This is a genomic window from Pseudomonas trivialis, from assembly GCF_001439805.1.
GTDB lineage: Bacteria > Pseudomonadota > Gammaproteobacteria > Pseudomonadales > Pseudomonadaceae > Aquipseudomonas > Aquipseudomonas trivialis.
In genome coordinates this window covers 110,141-128,745 of the sequence record NZ_JYLK01000015.1, presented here as the reverse complement: position 1 = coordinate 128,745, position 18,605 = coordinate 110,141, and the positions used below count along the sequence as shown (strand labels likewise).

General features: G+C 51.6%; 16 protein-coding genes. All 16 read right to left on the bottom strand.

Annotation, left to right across the window (positions count from 1 at the left end; translation table 11 throughout):
• Nucleotides 1-14: 14 nt before the first annotated feature.
• Nucleotides 15-1,046 (bottom strand): glycosyltransferase family 4 protein, encoded by a 1,032-nt coding sequence (locus tag TU79_RS20035; protein ID WP_169793803.1) that lies wholly within the window; start codon nt 1,044-1,046, stop codon nt 15-17.
• 10 nt (nt 1,047-1,056) lie between these two features.
• Nucleotides 1,057-2,280 carry an O-antigen polymerase gene (locus TU79_RS20030; RefSeq protein WP_082638603.1) on the bottom strand — a complete coding sequence of 408 codons (1,224 nt, stop codon included), beginning with the start codon at nt 2,278-2,280 and terminating at the stop codon, nt 1,057-1,059.
• Between the two features lie 49 nt (nt 2,281-2,329).
• Nucleotides 2,330-3,205: a glycosyltransferase family A protein gene (locus TU79_RS20025; RefSeq protein ID WP_269457981.1), complete on the bottom strand. Its 876-nt coding sequence runs from the start codon at nt 3,203-3,205 to the stop codon at nt 2,330-2,332.
• 30 nt (nt 3,206-3,235) lie between these two features.
• On the bottom strand, nt 3,236-4,666 hold the full coding sequence (locus tag TU79_RS20020) for an oligosaccharide flippase family protein (protein ID WP_057009622.1): 1,431 nt from the start codon (nt 4,664-4,666) through the stop codon (nt 3,236-3,238).
• Between the two features lie 50 nt (nt 4,667-4,716).
• Nucleotides 4,717-5,742, bottom strand: a complete 1,026-nt coding sequence (locus TU79_RS20015) for an NAD-dependent epimerase/dehydratase family protein (RefSeq protein ID WP_057009621.1) — start codon at nt 5,740-5,742, stop codon at nt 4,717-4,719.
• Nucleotides 5,743-5,785: 43 nt separating this feature from the next.
• Nucleotides 5,786-7,063, bottom strand: coding sequence for a Vi polysaccharide biosynthesis UDP-N-acetylglucosamine C-6 dehydrogenase TviB (gene tviB, locus TU79_RS20010; RefSeq protein WP_057009620.1), 1,278 nt, complete (start codon nt 7,061-7,063; stop codon nt 5,786-5,788).
• A gap of 479 nt (nt 7,064-7,542) precedes the next feature.
• Entirely contained in the window at nt 7,543-8,823 is a 1,281-nt protein-coding gene (locus TU79_RS20005) for a Wzz/FepE/Etk N-terminal domain-containing protein (RefSeq protein ID WP_057009619.1), read from the bottom strand.
• A 473-nt stretch (nt 8,824-9,296) separates the two neighbouring features.
• Nucleotides 9,297-9,539: a LapA family protein gene (locus TU79_RS20000; RefSeq protein ID WP_057009618.1), complete on the bottom strand. Its 243-nt coding sequence runs from the start codon at nt 9,537-9,539 to the stop codon at nt 9,297-9,299.
• Between the two features lie 24 nt (nt 9,540-9,563).
• On the bottom strand, nt 9,564-9,860 hold the full coding sequence (gene ihfB / locus TU79_RS19995) for an integration host factor subunit beta (RefSeq protein ID WP_003189779.1): 297 nt from the start codon (nt 9,858-9,860) through the stop codon (nt 9,564-9,566).
• 133 nt (nt 9,861-9,993) lie between these two features.
• Nucleotides 9,994-10,278, bottom strand: coding sequence for a hypothetical protein (locus TU79_RS19990; RefSeq protein ID WP_057009617.1), 285 nt, complete (start codon nt 10,276-10,278; stop codon nt 9,994-9,996).
• A gap of 160 nt (nt 10,279-10,438) precedes the next feature.
• Nucleotides 10,439-12,130: a 30S ribosomal protein S1 gene (gene rpsA, locus TU79_RS19985; RefSeq protein WP_003235361.1), complete on the bottom strand. Its 1,692-nt coding sequence runs from the start codon at nt 12,128-12,130 to the stop codon at nt 10,439-10,441.
• A gap of 119 nt (nt 12,131-12,249) precedes the next feature.
• Entirely contained in the window at nt 12,250-12,939 is a 690-nt protein-coding gene (cmk, locus tag TU79_RS19980; protein WP_012722932.1) for a (d)CMP kinase, read from the bottom strand.
• On the bottom strand, nt 12,936-15,146 hold the full coding sequence (locus TU79_RS19975) for a bifunctional prephenate dehydrogenase/3-phosphoshikimate 1-carboxyvinyltransferase (RefSeq protein ID WP_057009616.1): 2,211 nt from the start codon (nt 15,144-15,146) through the stop codon (nt 12,936-12,938). Before TU79_RS19975 ends, cmk begins: the two co-directional genes overlap by 4 nt.
• Before the next feature lie 28 nt (nt 15,147-15,174).
• Entirely contained in the window at nt 15,175-16,287 is a 1,113-nt protein-coding gene (gene hisC / locus TU79_RS19970; RefSeq protein ID WP_057009615.1) for a histidinol-phosphate transaminase, read from the bottom strand.
• Between the two features lie 9 nt (nt 16,288-16,296).
• Nucleotides 16,297-17,391 carry a prephenate dehydratase gene (gene pheA / locus TU79_RS19965; protein WP_057009614.1) on the bottom strand — a complete coding sequence of 365 codons (1,095 nt, stop codon included), beginning with the start codon at nt 17,389-17,391 and terminating at the stop codon, nt 16,297-16,299.
• Nucleotides 17,391-18,476: a 3-phosphoserine/phosphohydroxythreonine transaminase gene (serC, locus tag TU79_RS19960; RefSeq protein ID WP_057009613.1), complete on the bottom strand. Its 1,086-nt coding sequence runs from the start codon at nt 18,474-18,476 to the stop codon at nt 17,391-17,393. Before serC ends, pheA begins: the two co-directional genes overlap by 1 nt.
• Between the last annotated feature and the right edge of the window lie 129 nt (nt 18,477-18,605).

The window sequence follows — 18,605 nt, the reverse complement described above, 5'->3', positions numbered from 1 at the left end:
AATTTACTTCTTCATTAGCGGCTTTTTTCAGCAGTCTCTCTGATCACTCTCTCCCATTCATTAAAAGCCTGATATTGGGAATACTTTTTAACAACGATATCTCTAGCATGCTGGCCCGCAAGTTCTCTGTCTAGCGGACTATTAATCAATGCGTTTAAAGAGCTATACCATTCAGCAGGCGTAATGGCTCCATAACCGACAAACCCATTTTTTAAAATTTCGCTATTCATACCAAAGTCAGATACAACGACCGGAACACCGCAAGCCATATAAAGTAACATCTTATAGCTGCACTTGCCTCGCGACCATTCAGTATCATCCAGTGGCATCAGCCCAATATCCATAGTGGCGATTGAGTTGACTTCATTCTCCACTGCCCACTGTACAAACTCAATCGACTCATCAGGTATTTTGTTGAAGCGCGGGTACTGATCAGAAACAATGCGCAACCTCCAACCTTGATTATCCTTAAGCACCTGAGCCAGAACATCTTCTATATCATATAAAAACTTGAAACCTCCAGACGTGCCAGACCATCCAATTATCTTGGCAACGCAATCTTTTTTTAAAGGAAAAAACCTATCAATATTGACCGGAGTGGCAATAATAGTTATTGGCTTGCCAAACTTACGAAAATAATCGGCGATATAAGTATTTCCACAAACTATATGATCAACGTGTTTCGCAATCGCATTGGCCGCCCATCCATCTCGGCGTAGCCAAATTGCGTCATCAACATCTAAAATTCGTGGTTTTTTGGTAAACCTCTCCAGAGTAGGTATCGTCGAAATCATCTCCCTCTGCAATATAACCACATCGAATTTGAAACTTTTGCAGACACCAAAAAGCCTGGAGCAAAACTCTTTGATAGCCCAAAGCAATCTTTGCTTACGCTCACTGGGCGGATAAGCACTTTCATAAGCGTTAGAGATATTGATTTTTATTTTTTTTTCTTTTAAGCCACATTTTAAATAGTCCACTCTAAACCGTGTACTTGGCACCTTTTCGCCCTGCGTGAATGCCATAACCGAAATTTCTTTTTTCATAAATTTAACCCTAGCCCTTGTGAAATTGTTTTTTTGAAAAAAATAACAAAACAAAAATCACAATCACAAAGACCTTAATAAAGAACCATAACGAAGGCAAAAAATTATCCGAAAACAATGACAGGACAATCGCCGAATATAAGTAAGCCGAAATAACCATGTAGAAAATGTGGCCTTGCTTAGCCTTCAAATAAGCATAGGTTGAAGCTGCGGAATATAGTGCTATGAAAAAAACTACACCCATAACACCAAAGCCAGGAAAAATGGAGAAATACAAACTATAAACATTACCATCTAATCCATCACCGTACAAATTAAACTCGGCGTGCATGGCTGAAGGCGTACATAACTGAAACATGGACAGTAAGTGACAAACCGATATAAAGGGGCTCCAATTTTCGAAGACTTGAACGGCACCATCAAAATACAGTGAAAACAGGATTGGCCCTTGCAGGGCATAACTTGCTACATGCTTTAGCATTATAAAAATAATTTCGCCCAAACTTTCATCTGAGCTAACATCAATTTTATTTGTTGCGATAGCGCCAACAAATAAAATTATCAAAAGCAACAGCCCCAAGTACACCATTATCTTAATAGGAAGTTTTTTATTTACAACTCGATAAATAAATACCAAGCCTAACAACATCTGAACCAACCCAGCCCTGCCGCTACCAACTAAGATTAGAGCACACCATGGTAAAGCGATTACAAGATACTTCAGCCATCCTATTCTTCTCTGAGCCAAGGCTATTGTGAATAACGGAATTATTACCAGCCCTAGAAGCAGATAGTTTGCTGTTAGACGGCCAAATATTGACTCTCCAGCGACCGTCATTGCCCTTGCGTTATATGATATTTGCTCAAAGTCAGAACCGAGCGCAGATAAATCAATGTAAGCAACCGGTAAAACCAGAAGATGCGAAAAAGCAAAGAGGAAAAATAAACCATTAAAATTAAGTGTGCGATAAAAAAAACCTTCGTACACGAAATTCTTGGCAAAAAAGGTTATACAAATAGAGACCGCACTAAATATCATACCACCCAAAATAAAAATCAGCAGCGCCTCAGACTCAACGGCATAAAAACCTAATAAAGGAGTGAAGGCTATTAAGCATAATCCAACACCCCAAATAGCAGGAAATATAAAAGATGGATGGAACGCATCTTTTATAGTTACACGCGATAAAGTTGCGACTATCAATAGAGTAAAGCCTGCTATAAAGCTATACATATCGCCTCAACCTCTGATAAACAGTCGACAAAACCCTACAACCCGACACCTACTTCTTCACTCGATAGGAATCAACAAGATAAAAAACAAAGCCCACGGGCAGCGCACAAATCATCAACAGCGAGGACTTATAACTTGGAAAAATTATTTCCACTTTGTTTGTCCTTAGGGCAAATCTAACGTAATTAATAGCCGACTTAAACCTATAAACGAGCCCCTTCAGCACCTTAAACTCTTCAAGGTACACCATGCTGGTGCCACGAGGATTGTTAACTCTGACTCGCACCGAGGACTGCGTAAGCCCGTCACTTCGATAAACCTTTACGCATAACTTTTCATTAACAAATCTAGCAGAATAGGCAAGTGACATTCTATTCCAAACGATGCTTTCCGCAATAAATCGCTCACCTTCGATGATTGGAAATTTATATTGCTTCAATATATCTGTGACATTAACGCCCCACTTATCTCCAGTGGAACGGTATTGCCGCTGCTGGTCAGGATCAGCAACATCACATATATAATTTGGATACTCGTGACCTAAAACATTATAATTATCGTCCATGCATAAAACTGAAAGCGTTGAGAACTGCTCTCTATGCAATGGGCTAATATCTTCCCAATGAAACTTCAATCGTTCCAGAGCTGTGCTAACGCACCTATCATCAGAATCAAAAACCAAAAACAAATAGCCTTTTGCATTCTCGACCGCATTATTATGCGCCGCGTGCTTACCTTTGTTATTTTGATAAATGTAACGAATATTTAACTTTTCCTCTTGCATCCATTCTTCGACAAGTAATCGCGTTCCATCGGTGGAACCATCGTCTATAATAAGCCACTCGAAATCTTGAAAGGTTTGAGCCTTAAGCGACTCATACACATGACTCAAAATATACGCTCTATTATATGTCGGCGTAAACACTGTAAAATATGGCAAAATCCCCCCTAACACTCAGTGATTATTTTTTAAAAATACTGGAACATTGGCAATCAAATATCGCGCGTTAAACACTAGCAACACAGCTATATAGGCCGCACCACCCAAAATGACCTTTAAGAAAAAGGAAAATAAAGAAAGCTCAAGATTAATGCTACTTACAATTACAGCCATAACGACCACAGCAAGTATGACTTGCGCCGCATTTTTATAGGGGAGGCGCGGCATGGCAAATACATGCAACCCTAGAATCCAGCTTAGTATCAAGGAAACAAGAAAAGCGATCACCGTCGAAATCGCTGCGCCTGTAGCACCATACGCAGCAATTAAGAAGTAGTTGAAGACAACATTCACGATCGCACTTACGAACACAATACCCATCTGTATTCGAGTAGATCCTGACAACTGAAATGCATAATCGAAGTAATATGATTTCATTGTACTTAAAAACATAGCCAACGCGATCCAAGGTATGATTACAGTAGCGCCCTCTCTAAACTTATCTCCGAGTATAGAATATGCTATATCAGGGGCGGTCAACGCCATCCCTGCCGACAATGGTACAGCAACCGCAAAAACTAATGAAAAAGTCTGTCGTAGTTTTAAACCCGCCGCCAGCAAGCCTTCTTTAGCCAATGCATTTATCACCAATGGCAGGGCAGCCAAGTGGACGACGGATGTCAGCATGCCGATTGAATACTGACTCAGCTCATACGATGCTGAATATACGCCAACAGCCTCAACACCCACCATGCGCTCGATAAAAAACCTATCAGATGCATCAATGATAAATATCAGGAGATAAGTAATCGTTAATGGAGCGCCGTAAGCGAATAATTTACCCAAGTAATCCCTATTAATAGAAAACCAAGGTAAGCCTTTCCATATCTGTCTACTGATTATGCAAGCCAACATTGAACCCACTATAATCGAGACCAATATACCTGCGGCACCAAACCCCAAGTAAGCTGCAAGCACAGATAAAAAAAAGCCAACGGCACTTTTTACAATGAGCACCTTCCCATAATCAAAAGGCTTTAACGATGTATTTAAAATTTTTAAGTTAAGTTCATGCCAACCTTGAGCCGCAAATAAAAAACCGACGATCCAGAATATTATTGAAAATGTTGAAAACCCACCTATGGCTGCGCAACCAAGTGAAAAAACAATAACAACAACAAAAATAGTAAATGAAATCGATTTTGCGGTCGTTAGCAGGCGATTTTCATCGTCTTTGTCAGCTGCGGCAGGAAGATACCTGCCGACGCCCAAGCTTAACCATTGTAGTAATACCGCATTGCCGACACCAGCAACCAAGATGGTGAGCGAATAAACTCCGTACTCAGCAGGCGTCAAAATACGCGTAAAAATCACCAACGCCGAAAGAGACAATATTGCTGGTATCAACTTTACAACCAGATAAGCGGCCCCGTGTTTTGCTAGCAACTTGTTGTCCCCTATCTACCATTCATTCGTACATACAGTCAAAAATAACTTTAACTCAAAAACTGTACGTACCATGGCATAGCTTTTTCAACACCCTCAACGATGTTAAAGTGCGGCTCATACTGAAGTTGATTTTTTATTTTGCTGATATCTGCTTGCGAATGGCGAACGTCCCCCGCTCGAAAATCCCGATACACTGGAGGCTTATCATAGTTAATCCCATTTTTCGCCAATGCGTCACGTAAAGAAGTAAACAGCATATTTAGATCTGTTCGACCGCTGACTGCAACATTGTAAACCTGATTACGTGAGGTCAAATCTGTAGTGGTGGCAGCTAACAAGTTAGCTTGGACGGTATTTTCGATAAAACAAAAATCCCGACTCGTTTGGCCATCGCCATTGATAAAAACCTCTTCGTTATTGATCATGGAGGCAGCCCATTTGGGTATCACTGCTGCATATGCTCCCTCTGGATCTTGACGCTTACCGAAAACATTAAAATACCGAAGACCAATAGTATCAAACCCATAGCATTTGGCGAAAACATCAGCGTACAACTCGTTAACATATTTGGTAACCGCGTATGGGGAAAGTGGTTTGCCAATAATATCTTCCACTTTCGGCAACCCCGGGTGATCTCCATAAGTAGAACTGCTGGCAGCGTAAGTAAAGCTTTTTACTTGCGCATCCCTGGCCGCCACCAGCATATTGAGAAATCCATCAATATTGGTGGCATTCGTAGCGATTGGGTCGTTCAGAGAACGTGGTACCGATCCAAGCGCCGCCTGGTGCAGCACGTAATCAACCCCTCCACACGCGCGCTGACAATCATCCAATACCTTGATATCACCGTCGATGAAGCTAAAACGAGCCCATTGCTGCGCAGTGACGGCACCCTTAACCTCATCAAGGTTGCGCTGATGACCCGTCGCAAAATTGTCAAGGCCGACGACAACTTGATTCAGACCAAGCAGAGTCTCCAATAGATTGGAACCAATAAATCCGGCCACCCCAGTAATCAACCACGTTTTAGGTGAGGTCTTGAGTGTTTCCAGGAGCGTTTCATAGCGGGACATAAATTGACTCTTCGTTTATTGAAAATAGAACACATGGATAAAATTACAAACGAATATCAGACTCTTCACGACTCAGCAGATATTTAAGATCGTAAAGAACGTGTTCAGATTTACCAAACTTCCGAATGTTTTCAGCGCCCAGAGCTTTGAATTCATTATGTGCAACGGCGAGCACAATACCGTCGTAAACATCAGTGCCTGGCTCAACAATAGGCGTTATGCCATATTCATGATTAGCTTCTTCAGGACTGACCCATGGATCATAAATATCCACTGCAATATTGTACTCTTTCAGCTCATTGACAATATCGACGATTCGCGTGTTACGCAGGTCCGGGCAGTTCTCCTTGAACGCCAGCCCCATGATCAGTACACGAGCGCCATCGACGTGAATACGACGCTTAATCATCGTTTTTACCAACTGGGAGACCACATATGCACCCATTCCGTCGTTGAGACGGCGACCCGCGAGAATGATTTCGGGGTGATAGCCGATGGACTGAGCTTTGTGAGTCAGGTAGTAGGGGTCGACGCCGATGCAGTGTCCGCCCACCAAGCCTGGCCGAAATGGCAGGAAATTCCATTTTGTGCCCGCGGCCTGAAGCACTGACTCCGTATCAATACCCATTTTATTGAAAATAATAGCCAGCTCATTGATCAGAGCGATGTTTAAGTCGCGCTGGGTGTTTTCAATAACTTTCGCCGCTTCGGCAACTTTAATGCTGCTTGCCTTGTGCGTGCCAGCAATAATGATCTGGTTGTAAAGAGCATCCACCAAGTCAGCGATCTCAGGTGTGGATCCGGAAGTCACTTTTTTGATGGTAGTGACACGGTGTTCCTTGTCTCCCGGATTAATACGCTCAGGGCTGTATCCGGCAAAAAAATCGACGTTGAATTTTAATCCTGAAAACTTCTCAAGGACGGGCACACAGTCTTCTTCGGTTGCGCCGGGATAGACGGTCGACTCATAAATAACCAAGTCGCCTTTCTTCAGTACCTTACCGATACTCTCTGATGCTCTGATCAGTGGCGTAAGGTCTGGCTGGTTGTACTCATCAATCGGCGTAGGCACTGTCACGACGAACGTATTGCAACTGGACAATTCGTCCAGGTTAAAACTGAAGCTGAGCTTGCCGGCCTGCTTCAACTCCTCATCGCTCACTTCCAGCGTGGAGTCGTGACCGGATCTCAAGGCCTGGATACGCGGCTGGTTGATGTCAAACCCAACCACCGTCCGATGCTTGCCAAACTCCACAGCAAGGGGCAGGCCAACATATCCAAGACCTATAATGGCGAGCTTAATATCTTCCAGTTTTTGCATAATCAAAGCCTAATAAAAAATAAAATTTCACTGAACCATCTTCAGCACTGAAATACTTCAACATCCTGTGAATCAAGACCTCTGACAGCAGGCTTCGCGGCCTATCTCACCCACCGGCGAAAAATTCCCAACGGTTTGCTGACACGCTTTGCGCGCCAGTTGGGCGTCACGCCAACATCGTGAACGCCACAGCCAATATCACTATGCCATGCCTGCACCCGGACGGTTTCGTCCAGTTTAGCCTTTCAAAGGCAATTCGCTGCAAAAAACTTCGTAATTGCTCCATACGCCAGAGCGAAGGCGCATTGCAAGCATACTACGAGATGCCTCACCAAATAAGCGTTGGCACTACATTAACTCCACCATATGAATCCGCCAAACCCAGATCTGCTACCAGCGGCCCGAATGCGTGATAGTTTTGGTTTCAGATCAGCAAGTCAACGCCTTGAGCCAGAGCGCGTGATATCCCTCGTGCCAGCTCATCGCTCACTTTTTGCTGACTCTGCGATTACGGCATGCTGTGAGTGCGCAGCTCTATCAACTGCGGCATTGCGCCTAATTAACAGTATTGAACGCGCCAGGGCGATCAAAACACCGAGGACTCCACCCAAAATCAGGCCGGACAGCAGAATAAGAACTTTTTTCGGTTTAATCGGTTTAATCGGCTCAAGCGCCAGCTTATCTATGACGACCAATTTCAACTGCGCCATATCAAGATTCAGACTACGGAGCCGGGCCTGCTCCCCCCGAAGAGGCGCAACATTACTTAAAAACAGATCTTCGTTTTTACGATTGTTCAGTAATTCAATCTCTCGATTAGACTGCAGCAATTGAAGGTCCTTGGCGATTTGCGCAATACGGGCACCGGTAAAGTCATCACTCTTGCGCTGTAGCAAAGTGCGACGCTCTGCCTCCAGTGCCTCGACGCCCATAAAGTACAGCGGGACCTGCTGATTATTGATTTCGGTGCGAATGATGCTGGATGACCGATTGCCGCTCTTATCACCTAACGACGAAAGCGTGGAGGGTTTTTGTATTCCAAGTGATTTGGCAATGTTTATGGATTCATCCAACAAGGCCAGTCGGTCGCTACGAACGGCTTTCAGTTGAGCGCGCAGCGCCTTGAGCTCATCTTGCAATTGAGCACGACGAAGCACATCTTTCTCGGCCAACTTTGCAATCCTGGCCTCTTTATCCATTTCATAACTTGAGCGAGCTGCGTTTAACTTTCCTTCAATTTCTGCTAATCGGTTTTTAACAATCACAGTTAAGTCAGCAGCAATCTGCTGCCGCTCTACATTAATTGCATATTCGACAAAGCCATTGAGGATAGATACCCCGTCTATTCCCTTGGGGTAGGTCATTTCAAGCCTAATATAATTGCTTAACGTGTTCGTCTTCTTCGGATCGGGAACTTCAAGACTGATAGAGTTTTTATTAAACTCCTCAAAACTCTGCTCCAATGTTCTTCCTGGGCGCGAGAAAGCCTTAAACAGATTTTGATGCGAGCGAAAAAAACCAAGACGAATATCATAGGATTCAAGCGCTTCTCCTACTTTAAGCAACGCTTGCGCTGGTGGAAGCGTATAAACTTCGGACCGATTCAAAGCGTCCAACTCATTAATTGCGGCAGGGCGCAGTACACTGGTCACTTGATATTCAGGTGTCGCTAAAAAAGCGTAAACGGCCGACAGAATTCCAGCGAGTACAACGACAACGATAATTGTGGCCTTATTTTGCCACAGCCCCTGAAAAAGCATTTCAAGGCCAATTTTTCCCGCTGGAACCGGGGTGACGCGAAGACTGCTACTCACAACAAAAACCTGCCTTCAAAAAGAAACTGCGGGCTCGTTATGCAGACAAAATGTGTTTTTTCTAATTGGAGGATCGCCTGAACCGAGCGTCTCTGCCAAATTCCGAGCGCACAAACTGCCTGTTATCGAGAACAGATTTCATTTTGCCATCTCTTTGGTTTATTACAAGCCTTGACATGTCTGTAGGCCTTTACTTACAAAACCAGGCAAACCTCTATCAGTTATGCCTCGGTGATAAGGAAATGCAGGGGAAATTTCAGATCTGAAGATGACAGCCAATGATTTAAAGGAATACTAGCCATTGAGACACTCTCAATGAGAAAAATGCTTGGGTACTTGAGCATACCCTGAGCAACATTTTCTGACAGACGGTCCTCGAATCCTTTATTCAGACCAGCCCAAACAAACAAGAGCGGCCTTCAGCTTCGCCCCGCTGCGACAGACGTACGATTCCTACGACCTACCACCGCCCTCAACAACGGCCCTATCACCATCCCAGCAATCAACGCCACCACCACAAACACCGAAACCGGCAGCTCCCCAGTAGCCTGCCCCAGGAACGAAAGTGATACACCCTGCTGATTTTCCAATACAAACGCCAGCACGATCAAAGCAACAATCAGCACCGCAAATACCGCAACAACGCGCTTAACCCCACGCATACCTTTCTCCTTCCCCAAAAACACTCAGACGCCCTCTTCCTCTTCTTCATTCACCCGGTCACGCAACTCTTTACCCGGCTTGAAGTGAGGAACGAATTTACCGTCAAGGCTGACGGACTGGCCTGTCTTGGGATTGCGGCCAACGCGGGGCGCACGGTAATGCAGGGAGAAACTGCCGAAGCCACGGATCTCAATGCGATCCCCGGTAGCCAGACACTGGGACATTTGCTCAAGCATGGTCTTGATAGCTAGCTCAACATCCTTGGATGAGAGCAGCCCCTGATGGGTGACAATTCGTTCGATCAACTCCGACTTCGTCATATTTTTCCCTTCTTTTTCAAGCAGCTAGGAAAAGCGCTTCGAAGGTTTTAGCATGACTTGATGAATTTGAACAGCCCACGCAATAACTTATGTGCAGGTTAATAGAGCTGTTCTGGCAGGCACCGTGAGGGGGTTATTTACAGATGACCAGCATCGTTCGAGTAACTGCGCCGGCAGGATTCCAACCAAACAAGTAATCGCCCTCTTCGTCCTTCGCATCACTGGACCGCGTAACGACCTTATAGCCCTGCATCTTGCATTCGCGAGCAGCGCGCTTCTCGCACTTCTCCCAATTACCGCCAAGGCCCGAGCAGTCGATCTCTATACCACTCACACCGCGCTTGACGTGCGTTTTTGCGCTGGTGACGGAACAGCCTGACAACACCACCAATACAAGCACTACGATAAGCCTGTTCATTCAAATCCTTATTGAAACAAAACGCCGAGAGCGCTTTTACAATGACTATAGCCAGTTCTGACAACGACCTGTAGACCAGAGATACCCGAGGATGATTCAACGAATTTCAGGCACAAAAAAGGGCGACCAAAGTCGCCCTTTTTCTATGGTCTGACAGAACTTAGTTCTGTTTTTCCATTTGTGCACGCAACAGGTCGCCCAGAGTGGTAGGACCAGCAGCGATGCTATCCGAAGGCTTGTCTTTCAAGCTTTGGATGGCTTCTTTCTCTTCAGCATCGTCTTTCGACTTGATGGAGAGCTGGATTACACGGCTCTTGCGGTCAACGCTGATGATCTTGGCTTCTACTTCCTGGCCTTCTTTCAGAACGTTACGCGCGTCTTCAACGCGGTCACGGCTGATTTCGGAGGCTTTCAGAGTCGCTTCGATATCGTCGGCCAACGTGATGATGGCGCCTTTAGCGTCAACTTCTTTCACGATGCCTTTAACGATTGCGCCTTTGTCGTTGTCCTGAACGAATTCAGAGAACGGATCGCTTTCCAGTTGCTTGATACCCAGGGAGATGCGCTCGCGCTCTGGGTCAACCGACAGGATAACGGTGTCCAGCTCGTCGCCCTTCTTGAAACGACGAACAGCTTCTTCGCCGACTTCGTTCCAGGAGATGTCGGACAGGTGAACCAGGCCGTCGATGCCGCCGTCCAGACCAATGAAGATACCGAAATCGGTGATCGACTTGATGGTGCCGGAGATTTTATCGCCCTTGTTGAACTGGCCGGAGAAATCTTCCCATGGGTTGGATTTGCACTGCTTGATACCCAGGGAGATACGACGACGCTCTTCGTCGATGTCCAGAACCATAACTTCCACTTCGTCGCCGACTTGTACGACTTTCGAAGGGTGGATGTTCTTGTTGGTCCAGTCCATTTCGGAAACGTGTACCAGGCCTTCCACGCCTTCTTCCAGCTCAGCGAAGCAGCCGTAGTCGGTCAGGTTGGTTACACGCGCGGTCACGCGAGTGCTTTCCGGGTAACGCGCTTTGATAGCAACCCATGGATCTTCACCCAGTTGCTTCAGGCCCAGGGAAACACGGTTGCGTTCGCGATCGTATTTCAGAACCTTGACATCGATCTCGTCGCCAACATTGACGATTTCGGAAGGATGCTTGATACGCTTCCAAGCCATGTCGGTAATGTGCAGCAAGCCATCGACGCCACCCAGATCGACGAATGCGCCGTAATCGGTGAGGTTTTTGACGATACCTTTGACTTGTTGGCCTTCCTGCAGGGATTCCAGCAGAGCTTCACGCTCGGCGGAGTTCTCTGCTTCCAGGACGCTGCGACGGGAAACGACAACGTTGTTGCGCTTCTGATCGAGTTTGATGACCTTGAATTCGAGTTCCTTGCCTTCCAGGTGCGTGGTGTCGCGCACTGGACGAACGTCGACCAAAGAACCTGGCAGGAACGCACGGATGCCGTTAACGTCGACAGTGAAGCCGCCTTTAACCTTACCGTTGATAACGCCCTTGACCACTTCTTCAGCTGCGAAGGCTGCTTCGAGAACAATCCAGCATTCAGCGCGCTTGGCTTTTTCACGGGACAGCTTGGTTTCACCGAAACCGTCTTCAACCGAGTCCAGAGCAACGTGAACTTCGTCACCGACGTTGATGTTCAGCTCGCCAGCATCGTTGTAGAACTGTTCCAGCGGGATCAGAGCTTCAGACTTCAGACCAGCGTGAACGGTTACCCAACGAGCTTGGTAATCGATATCAACGATAACACCGGTGATGATGGAGCCTGCCTGAAGGTTCAGGGTTTTTAGGCTTTCTTCAAAGAGTTCCGCAAAGCTTTCGCTCATTTTAATTCCTGTTGATAAGGGCGAAGAATACGCCCATCTCCACACCCCAGACGGTGTGGGTCAGTTTCATTTAGAAGAAGCACCGCAGGACTTTGACTGGTCCCCTGCAGCCTTCTTGGTCATCCGGCAATATCGCGAATGGCGATTTCACTCATGATGCGTTCCAGCACCTGCTCGATGGAAAGCTCCGTGGAATCCAGCTGTATAGCGTCAGCCGCCGGCTTGAGCGGGGCTACCGCACGCTGGGTATCACGCTCATCGCGTGCACGGATCTCATCTAGCAGACTCGACAGACTAACACCATCGACTTTGCCCTTCAACTGCAAGTAACGACGGCGCGCGCGCTCCTCGGCACTGGCGGTCAGGAAAATCTTCAGCGGCGCCTCGGGAAACACAACGGTACCCATGTCGCGGCCATCAGCCACCAGGCCCGGTGGCTCCTGAAACGCGCGCTGACGCTGCAGCAAGGCATCACGCACCGCCGGCAGCGCGGCGACCTGGGATGCCCACGAGCCAACCTGTTCGTTACGCAGGTCGTCGGTCACATCATCGCCTTCGAGGATGATGCGCTGCGGATGACCTTCGGTCGCGCCGACGAACTGCACATCCAGATGCGCCGCCAGCAGTTTCAGGGATTCTTCGTTGGTAAGGTCGACGCCATGGTTGCGTGCGGCAAACGCCAGCAGGCGATACAGCGCGCCGGAGTCCAGCAGGCACCAGCCCAGGCGCTTGGCTAGGATGCCGGCGATAGTGCCTTTGCCCGAGCCGCTTGGCCCGTCGATGGTAATCACCGGTGCTTTGATATTCACAATTGAGCCTCTTGGGCAACACGCATGCCGACATGGGCACACAGGGTAAGAAAATTCGGAAAAGACGTCGCTACATTGGCACAGTCATGGATACGAATCGGCGCAGCCGCTCGCAAGCCAGCCACGCTGAAGGCCATGGCAATCCGGTGGTCGCCATGGGCCTGGACCTCGCCGCCGCTTAACGGGCCGCCGTCGATAATAATCCCATCGGGAGTCGGTTCACACTTCACCCCGAGCATCAGCAGACCATCGGCCATGACTTGAATGCGGTCGGATTCCTTCACGCGCAGCTCCTGAGCACCGCGCAGCACCGTTCTACCTTCAGCGCAGGCGGCAGCCACGAACAACACCGGAAACTCATCAATTGCCAACGGCACCAGTGCCTCGGGAATTTCAATCCCCTTCAACGCTGCCGAACGCACCCGCAGATCCGCGACAGGCTCACCGCCCACCTCACGCTGATTTTCCAGGCTGATATCAGCGCCCATCAGCCGCAGGATATCAATCACGCCAGTGCGCGTCGGGTTGATGCCGACATGCTCCAGCAGCAGCTCGGCCCCGCCGGCGAGCGAAGCCGCCACCAGGAAAAACGCCGCCGAGGAAATATCCCCCGGCACTTCTATATGGGTTGCGCTCAGCAAGTGACCCGACTCCAAGGAAGCCGTCGAGCCCTCCACCGCCACCGGATAACCAAACCCGCGCAACAGGCGCTCGGTATGATCACGGGTCGGTGCAGGCTCGGTCACTGCGGTCTTGCCTTCAGCATACAACCCCGCCAGCAGCAGACTGGATTTGACCTGGGCACTGGCCATTGGCAGCGTGTAATTCAACCCTTTCAACGACTGACCACCACGAATGCTCAACGGCGGACGCCCCTCAGGCCCCGTCTCGATCACCGCCCCCATTTCCCGCAGCGGCTGGACCACACGATTCATCGGGCGCCGGGACAGCGAGGCGTCGCCGGTCAATACGCTGTCAAAACGCTGCGCCGCGAGCAGCCCGGCGAGCAGGCGCATCGAAGTGCCGGAGTTGCCGAGGTAGATCGGCCCCGGTGGCGCCTTCAGCCCCAGCAGACCGACGCCATGAATCGTCACGCGCCCATGGTGCGGACCTTCGATCACGACGCCCATGTCACGAAACGCCTGCAAGGTCGCCAGGGCATCCTCGCCCTCCAGGAAACCTTCAACGTCGGTGACCCCCTCGGCCAACGAGCCCAGCATGATCGAGCGATGGGAGATCGACTTGTCGCCCGGCACACGGATGCGCCCACTCAAGCGACCACCCGGGCTGGCCACGAAGACCACCTCATCAGCGCTCACAGCGGTTTCCATATAGGCCCGGCGCGCCAGGATCTTGCTGAAGTGCTCACGTGCCACCCGCGCACGGGTGAACACGCCCAGTAACTGATGACCATCTCCGGCATCGACCGCGTCGCGCAAGGCGTCGAGGTCGCTGCGAAAGGTGTCCAGGGTGCGCAACACCGCTTCGCGATTGGCGAGAAAAATGTCGTGCCACATCACCGGGTCGCTGCCGGCAATCCGCGTGAAATCACGGAAACCGCCGGCGGCGTAGCGGAAGATCTCCAGGTTTTCGTTGCGCTTGGCCAAAGAATCCACCAGACCAAACGCCAACAAATGCGGCAGGTGACTGGTCGCCGCCAGCACTTCGTCGTGACGCTCGACCTGCATATGCTCCACATCCGCCCCCAGCTCGCGCCACAGACGATCAACCACGGCCAGCGCCGCCGGATCGGTTTGCGCCAGCGGCGTCAGAATCACTTTATGCCGACGAAACAACTGCGCATTGGAGGCTTCCACCCCGCTCTGTTCGGAGCCGGCAATCGGGTGGCCCGGCACAAAGCGCGCCGGCATGCCGCCAAACGCCTGCTGCGCCGCGCGCACCACATTGCCCTTGGCACTGCCGACGTCGGTGAGAATCGCCTGCCCCAGGTCCATGCCGGCCAATACCCCAAGCAGCTTTTCCATCGCAAGGATCGGCACCGCCAGCTGGATCACATCGGCGCCCTGGCAAGCCAGGGCCAGGTCCGCTTCACAGCGGTCGACCACGCCCAGCTCAACCGCCAGCGTGCGCGATTGCGGGTCCAGGTCCACACCGACCACTTCGCCGCACAGCCCGCTTTCACGCAGGCCTTTGGCGAAGGAACCACCGATCAACCCCAGGCCGACCACTACCAGGCGACCGATCATAGGCACAGCAGGTTGCAATGCAGTGACATCAACCACGAGCGAGAACCTTGGCCAGCGCCTCAAGGAAGCGGCTGTTCTCGGCCGGCAGGCCGATGGTGATACGCAGGTGGTTCGGCATGCCGTAGTTGGCCACCGGGCGCACGATCACGCCTTCGCGCAGCAGGCCCTGGAATACCGGTGCAGCTACCTGGCCGAGGTCGACGCAGATGAAATTGCCCCTGGATGGAATCCAGCCCAAGCCCAACTCACGGAAACCTTGCTGCAGTTGCAGCATGCCGCGTTCATTGATGCGGCGGCCTTCCTCCAGGTACTCGGTGTCCTTCACCGCCGCGCAAGCTGCCGCCAGGGCGAGGCTGTTGACGTTGAAGGGCTGGCGCACGCGGTTCAGCACATCTGCAACCACCGCCGTCGACAGGCCGTAGCCAACGCGCAGCGACGCCAGGCCATAGGCCTTGGAGAAGGTGCGCGACACCAGCAGGTTCGGATAGGCCGCCAGGAAGTCGAGGCCGTTTGGCAACTCGCCGCCTTCGGCGTACTCGATATAGGCTTCGTCGAGCACGACCAGCACGTGCTCGGGCACACCCTGCAGGAAGTCGTTCAACGCCTGGGCATCGAACCAGGTGCCGGTCGGATTGTTCGGGTTGGCGATAAACACCACGCGCGTCTGCGCGTCGATGGCCGCCAGCATCGCCGGCAGGTCATGGCCCCAATCCCTGGCCGGAATGATCCGTGCATCGGCGCCAACGGCCTGGGTCACGATGGGGTAGACCGCAAACGCATGCTCGCTGAACACCGCATTCAGGCCCGGTGCCAGGTAGGCACGGCCGACCAGCTCAAGAATGTCGTTGGAGCCGTTGCCCAGGGTCACCTGGTCGAGCGCTACACCGCAGTTTTGCGCCAGCAGCGACTTCAGCGCAAAACCGTTGCCATCCGGATAACGGGTCAGCTCGGTCAGCTCTTCACGAATCGCCGCCAGCACCTTGGGGCTCGGGCCCAGCGGGTTCTCATTACTGGCCAGCTTGACGATCTTCGAAGGGTCCAGATTCAACTCACGCGCCAGCTCGTCCACAGGCTTGCCCGGCACGTATGGCGAGAGTTGTTGCACGCCCGGCTGCGCCAGGGCGAGGAAGTTGCCACTCATGTCAAAGCCTCACAAAACCGCTTTCGGGTAAGAGCCCAGCACCTTGAGTGCCACGGCTTCCTGACTGATCTTCTCGAGTACGCCCTTGACCAGCGGGTCGCGGTGGTGGCCGATGAAGTCGATAAAGAACACGTAGGTCCATTTACCGCTGCGCGAAGGACGCGTCTCGATGCGCGTCAGGTCAATCCCGTTGTCGTGGAACGGCACCAGCAGTTCATGCAGGGCGCCTGGCTTGTTGCTCATGGACACGATGATCGAAGTCTTGTCGTCGCCGGTCGGCGGCACTTCCTGACTGCCGATCATCAGGAACCGCGTGGAGTTGTCCGGGCGGTCCTCGATCTTTTCGGCCAGGCGCGTCAGCCCGTAAAGGCCCGCAGCCATATCACCGGCAATCGCCGCCGAATTCCACTCACCCTTGACCCGCTTGGCGGCCTCGGCGTTGCTCGACACCGCCACGCGCTCGACATTCGGGTAATGGGCGTCCAGCCACTTGCGGCACTGGGCCAGGGACTGAGCGTGAGAGTAGATACGGCTGATGCTGTCGGTCTTGGTGTTTTCGCCCACCAGCAGGTGATGGTGAATGCGCAGTTCGACTTCGCCGCAGATCACCATGTCGTGCTCGAGGAAGCTGTCGAGGGTGTGGTTGACCGCGCCCTCAGTGGAGTTTTCCACCGGCACCACGCCAAAATTCACCGCGCCGGCCGCCACTTCACGGAACACTTCGTCGATGGCCGCCATCGGCTTGCTGATCACGGCGTGACCGAAGTGTTTCATGGCCGCCGCCTGGGTGAACGTGCCTTCGGGGCCGAGGTAGGCCACTTTCAGCGGCTGCTCGAGGGCCAGGCACGAGGACATGATTTCGCGGAACAACCGCGCCATTTCTTCGTTGCCCAATGGGCCCCGGTTGCGCTCCATCACACGCTTGAGCACCGCCGCTTCACGCTCGGGCCGATAGAACACCGGCACCTCGCCTTCGGCCAGCTCAGCCATCTTCACCCGCGCCACTTCCTGGGCGCAGCGCGCACGCTCACTGATCAGTTCCAGGACTTTCTCGTCCAGGCTGTCGATGCGGACCCGCAGGGCCTTGAGTTCTTGCTCAGACATTAGCCGTGTTCCTTTTCGAACTCTGCCATGTAGGCAACCAGCGCGTTGATCGCGTGGATGTCGACAGCGTTGTAGATGGAGGCGCGCATGCCACCCACCGAGCGGTGGCCCTTGAGGTTCTGCAGCCCGCGTGCGTCGGCACCGGCCAGGAACGGTTTGTCCAGGCGGTCGTCCGCCAGACGGAACGGCACGTTCATCCACGAGCGATTGCCGAGGTTGATCGGGTTGCTGTACAGGCCGCTGGCGTCGATGAAGTCGTACAGGACGCGCTTCTTCTCTTCGTTGAGCTTGCCCATGGCGGCGACACCGCCCTGCTCTTTCAGCCATTCGAACACCAGGCCCGAGAGGTACCAGGCGAAGGCCGGCGGCGTGTTGTACATCGAGCCGTTGTCGGCTGCGACCTTGTAGTTGAGCATGGTCGGGCACACGGCACGGGCGCGGCCCAACAGGTCTTCGCGGATGATGTTGACCAGGATGCCGCTCGGACCGATGTTCTTCTGCGCGCCGGCGTAGATCATGCCGTAGCGCGACACATCGATTGGGCGCGAAAGAATGTCCGAGGACATGTCACACACCAGCGGAACGTCGCCCACGTCAGGCACCCAGTCGAACTGCAGACCACCGATGGTTTCGTTGGCCACGTAGTGCACGTAGGCCGCGTCTTTCGACAATGTCCATTCGTTCTGACCTGGAATGGCGAAGTAGTCGTAGGGCTTGGCGGTGCCAGCCACATTCACGTTGCCGTAGCGGGAGGCCTCTTCAATGGCCTTCTGCCCCCAGATACCGGTGTCGATGTAGTCGGCCGTACCGCCCTCGGGCAGCAGGTTCAGCGGGATTTGGGCAAACTGCTGGCTGGCGCCGCCTTGCAGGAACAGCACCTTGTAGTTTGAAGGGATGTTCAGCAGGTCGCGCAGGTCCTGCTCGGCCTTGGTGGCGATGGAGACGAACTCATCGCTGCGATGGCTCATTTCCATCACGGAGAGGCCTTTTCCATGCCAGTCGAGGAGTTCACCCTGCGCGCGCTGCAGGACTGCTTCAGGAAGCGCCGCGGGACCGGCACAGAAGTTATAGGCTCTCTTGCTCACATCCAATCTCACTCTGATCTGGTGGGGCTGCAATCATGTTCGGCAACAACCTTTCGCTGGAGCGAACCCTGGTGGGAGCTGGCTTGCCTGCGATACAGGCACTGCGGTGGTTCCAGTGATACCGCGGTG

Coding starts and splice junctions, on each gene's coding strand:
- TU79_RS20035 (WP_169793803.1), bottom strand. CDS start 1,046: ATGAAAAAAGAAATTTCGGTTATGGCATTCACGCAGGGCGAAAAGGTG.
- TU79_RS20030 (WP_082638603.1), bottom strand. CDS start 2,280: ATGTATAGCTTTATAGCAGGCTTTACTCTATTGATAGTCGCAACTTTA.
- TU79_RS20015 (WP_057009621.1), bottom strand. CDS start 5,742: ATGTCCCGCTATGAAACGCTCCTGGAAACACTCAAGACCTCACCTAAA.
- tviB (WP_057009620.1), bottom strand. CDS start 7,063: ATGCAAAAACTGGAAGATATTAAGCTCGCCATTATAGGTCTTGGATAT.
- TU79_RS20005 (WP_057009619.1), bottom strand. CDS start 8,823: ATGCTTTTTCAGGGGCTGTGGCAAAATAAGGCCACAATTATCGTTGTC.
- TU79_RS20000 (WP_057009618.1), bottom strand. CDS start 9,539: ATGCGTGGGGTTAAGCGCGTTGTTGCGGTATTTGCGGTGCTGATTGTT.
- ihfB (WP_003189779.1), bottom strand. CDS start 9,860: ATGACGAAGTCGGAGTTGATCGAACGAATTGTCACCCATCAGGGGCTG.
- TU79_RS19990 (WP_057009617.1), bottom strand. CDS start 10,278: ATGAACAGGCTTATCGTAGTGCTTGTATTGGTGGTGTTGTCAGGCTGT.
- rpsA (WP_003235361.1), bottom strand. CDS start 12,130: ATGAGCGAAAGCTTTGCGGAACTCTTTGAAGAAAGCCTAAAAACCCTG.
- TU79_RS19975 (WP_057009616.1), bottom strand. CDS start 15,146: ATGATCGGTCGCCTGGTAGTGGTCGGCCTGGGGTTGATCGGTGGTTCC.
- hisC (WP_057009615.1), bottom strand. CDS start 16,287: ATGAGTGGCAACTTCCTCGCCCTGGCGCAGCCGGGCGTGCAACAACTC.
- pheA (WP_057009614.1), bottom strand. CDS start 17,391: ATGTCTGAGCAAGAACTCAAGGCCCTGCGGGTCCGCATCGACAGCCTG.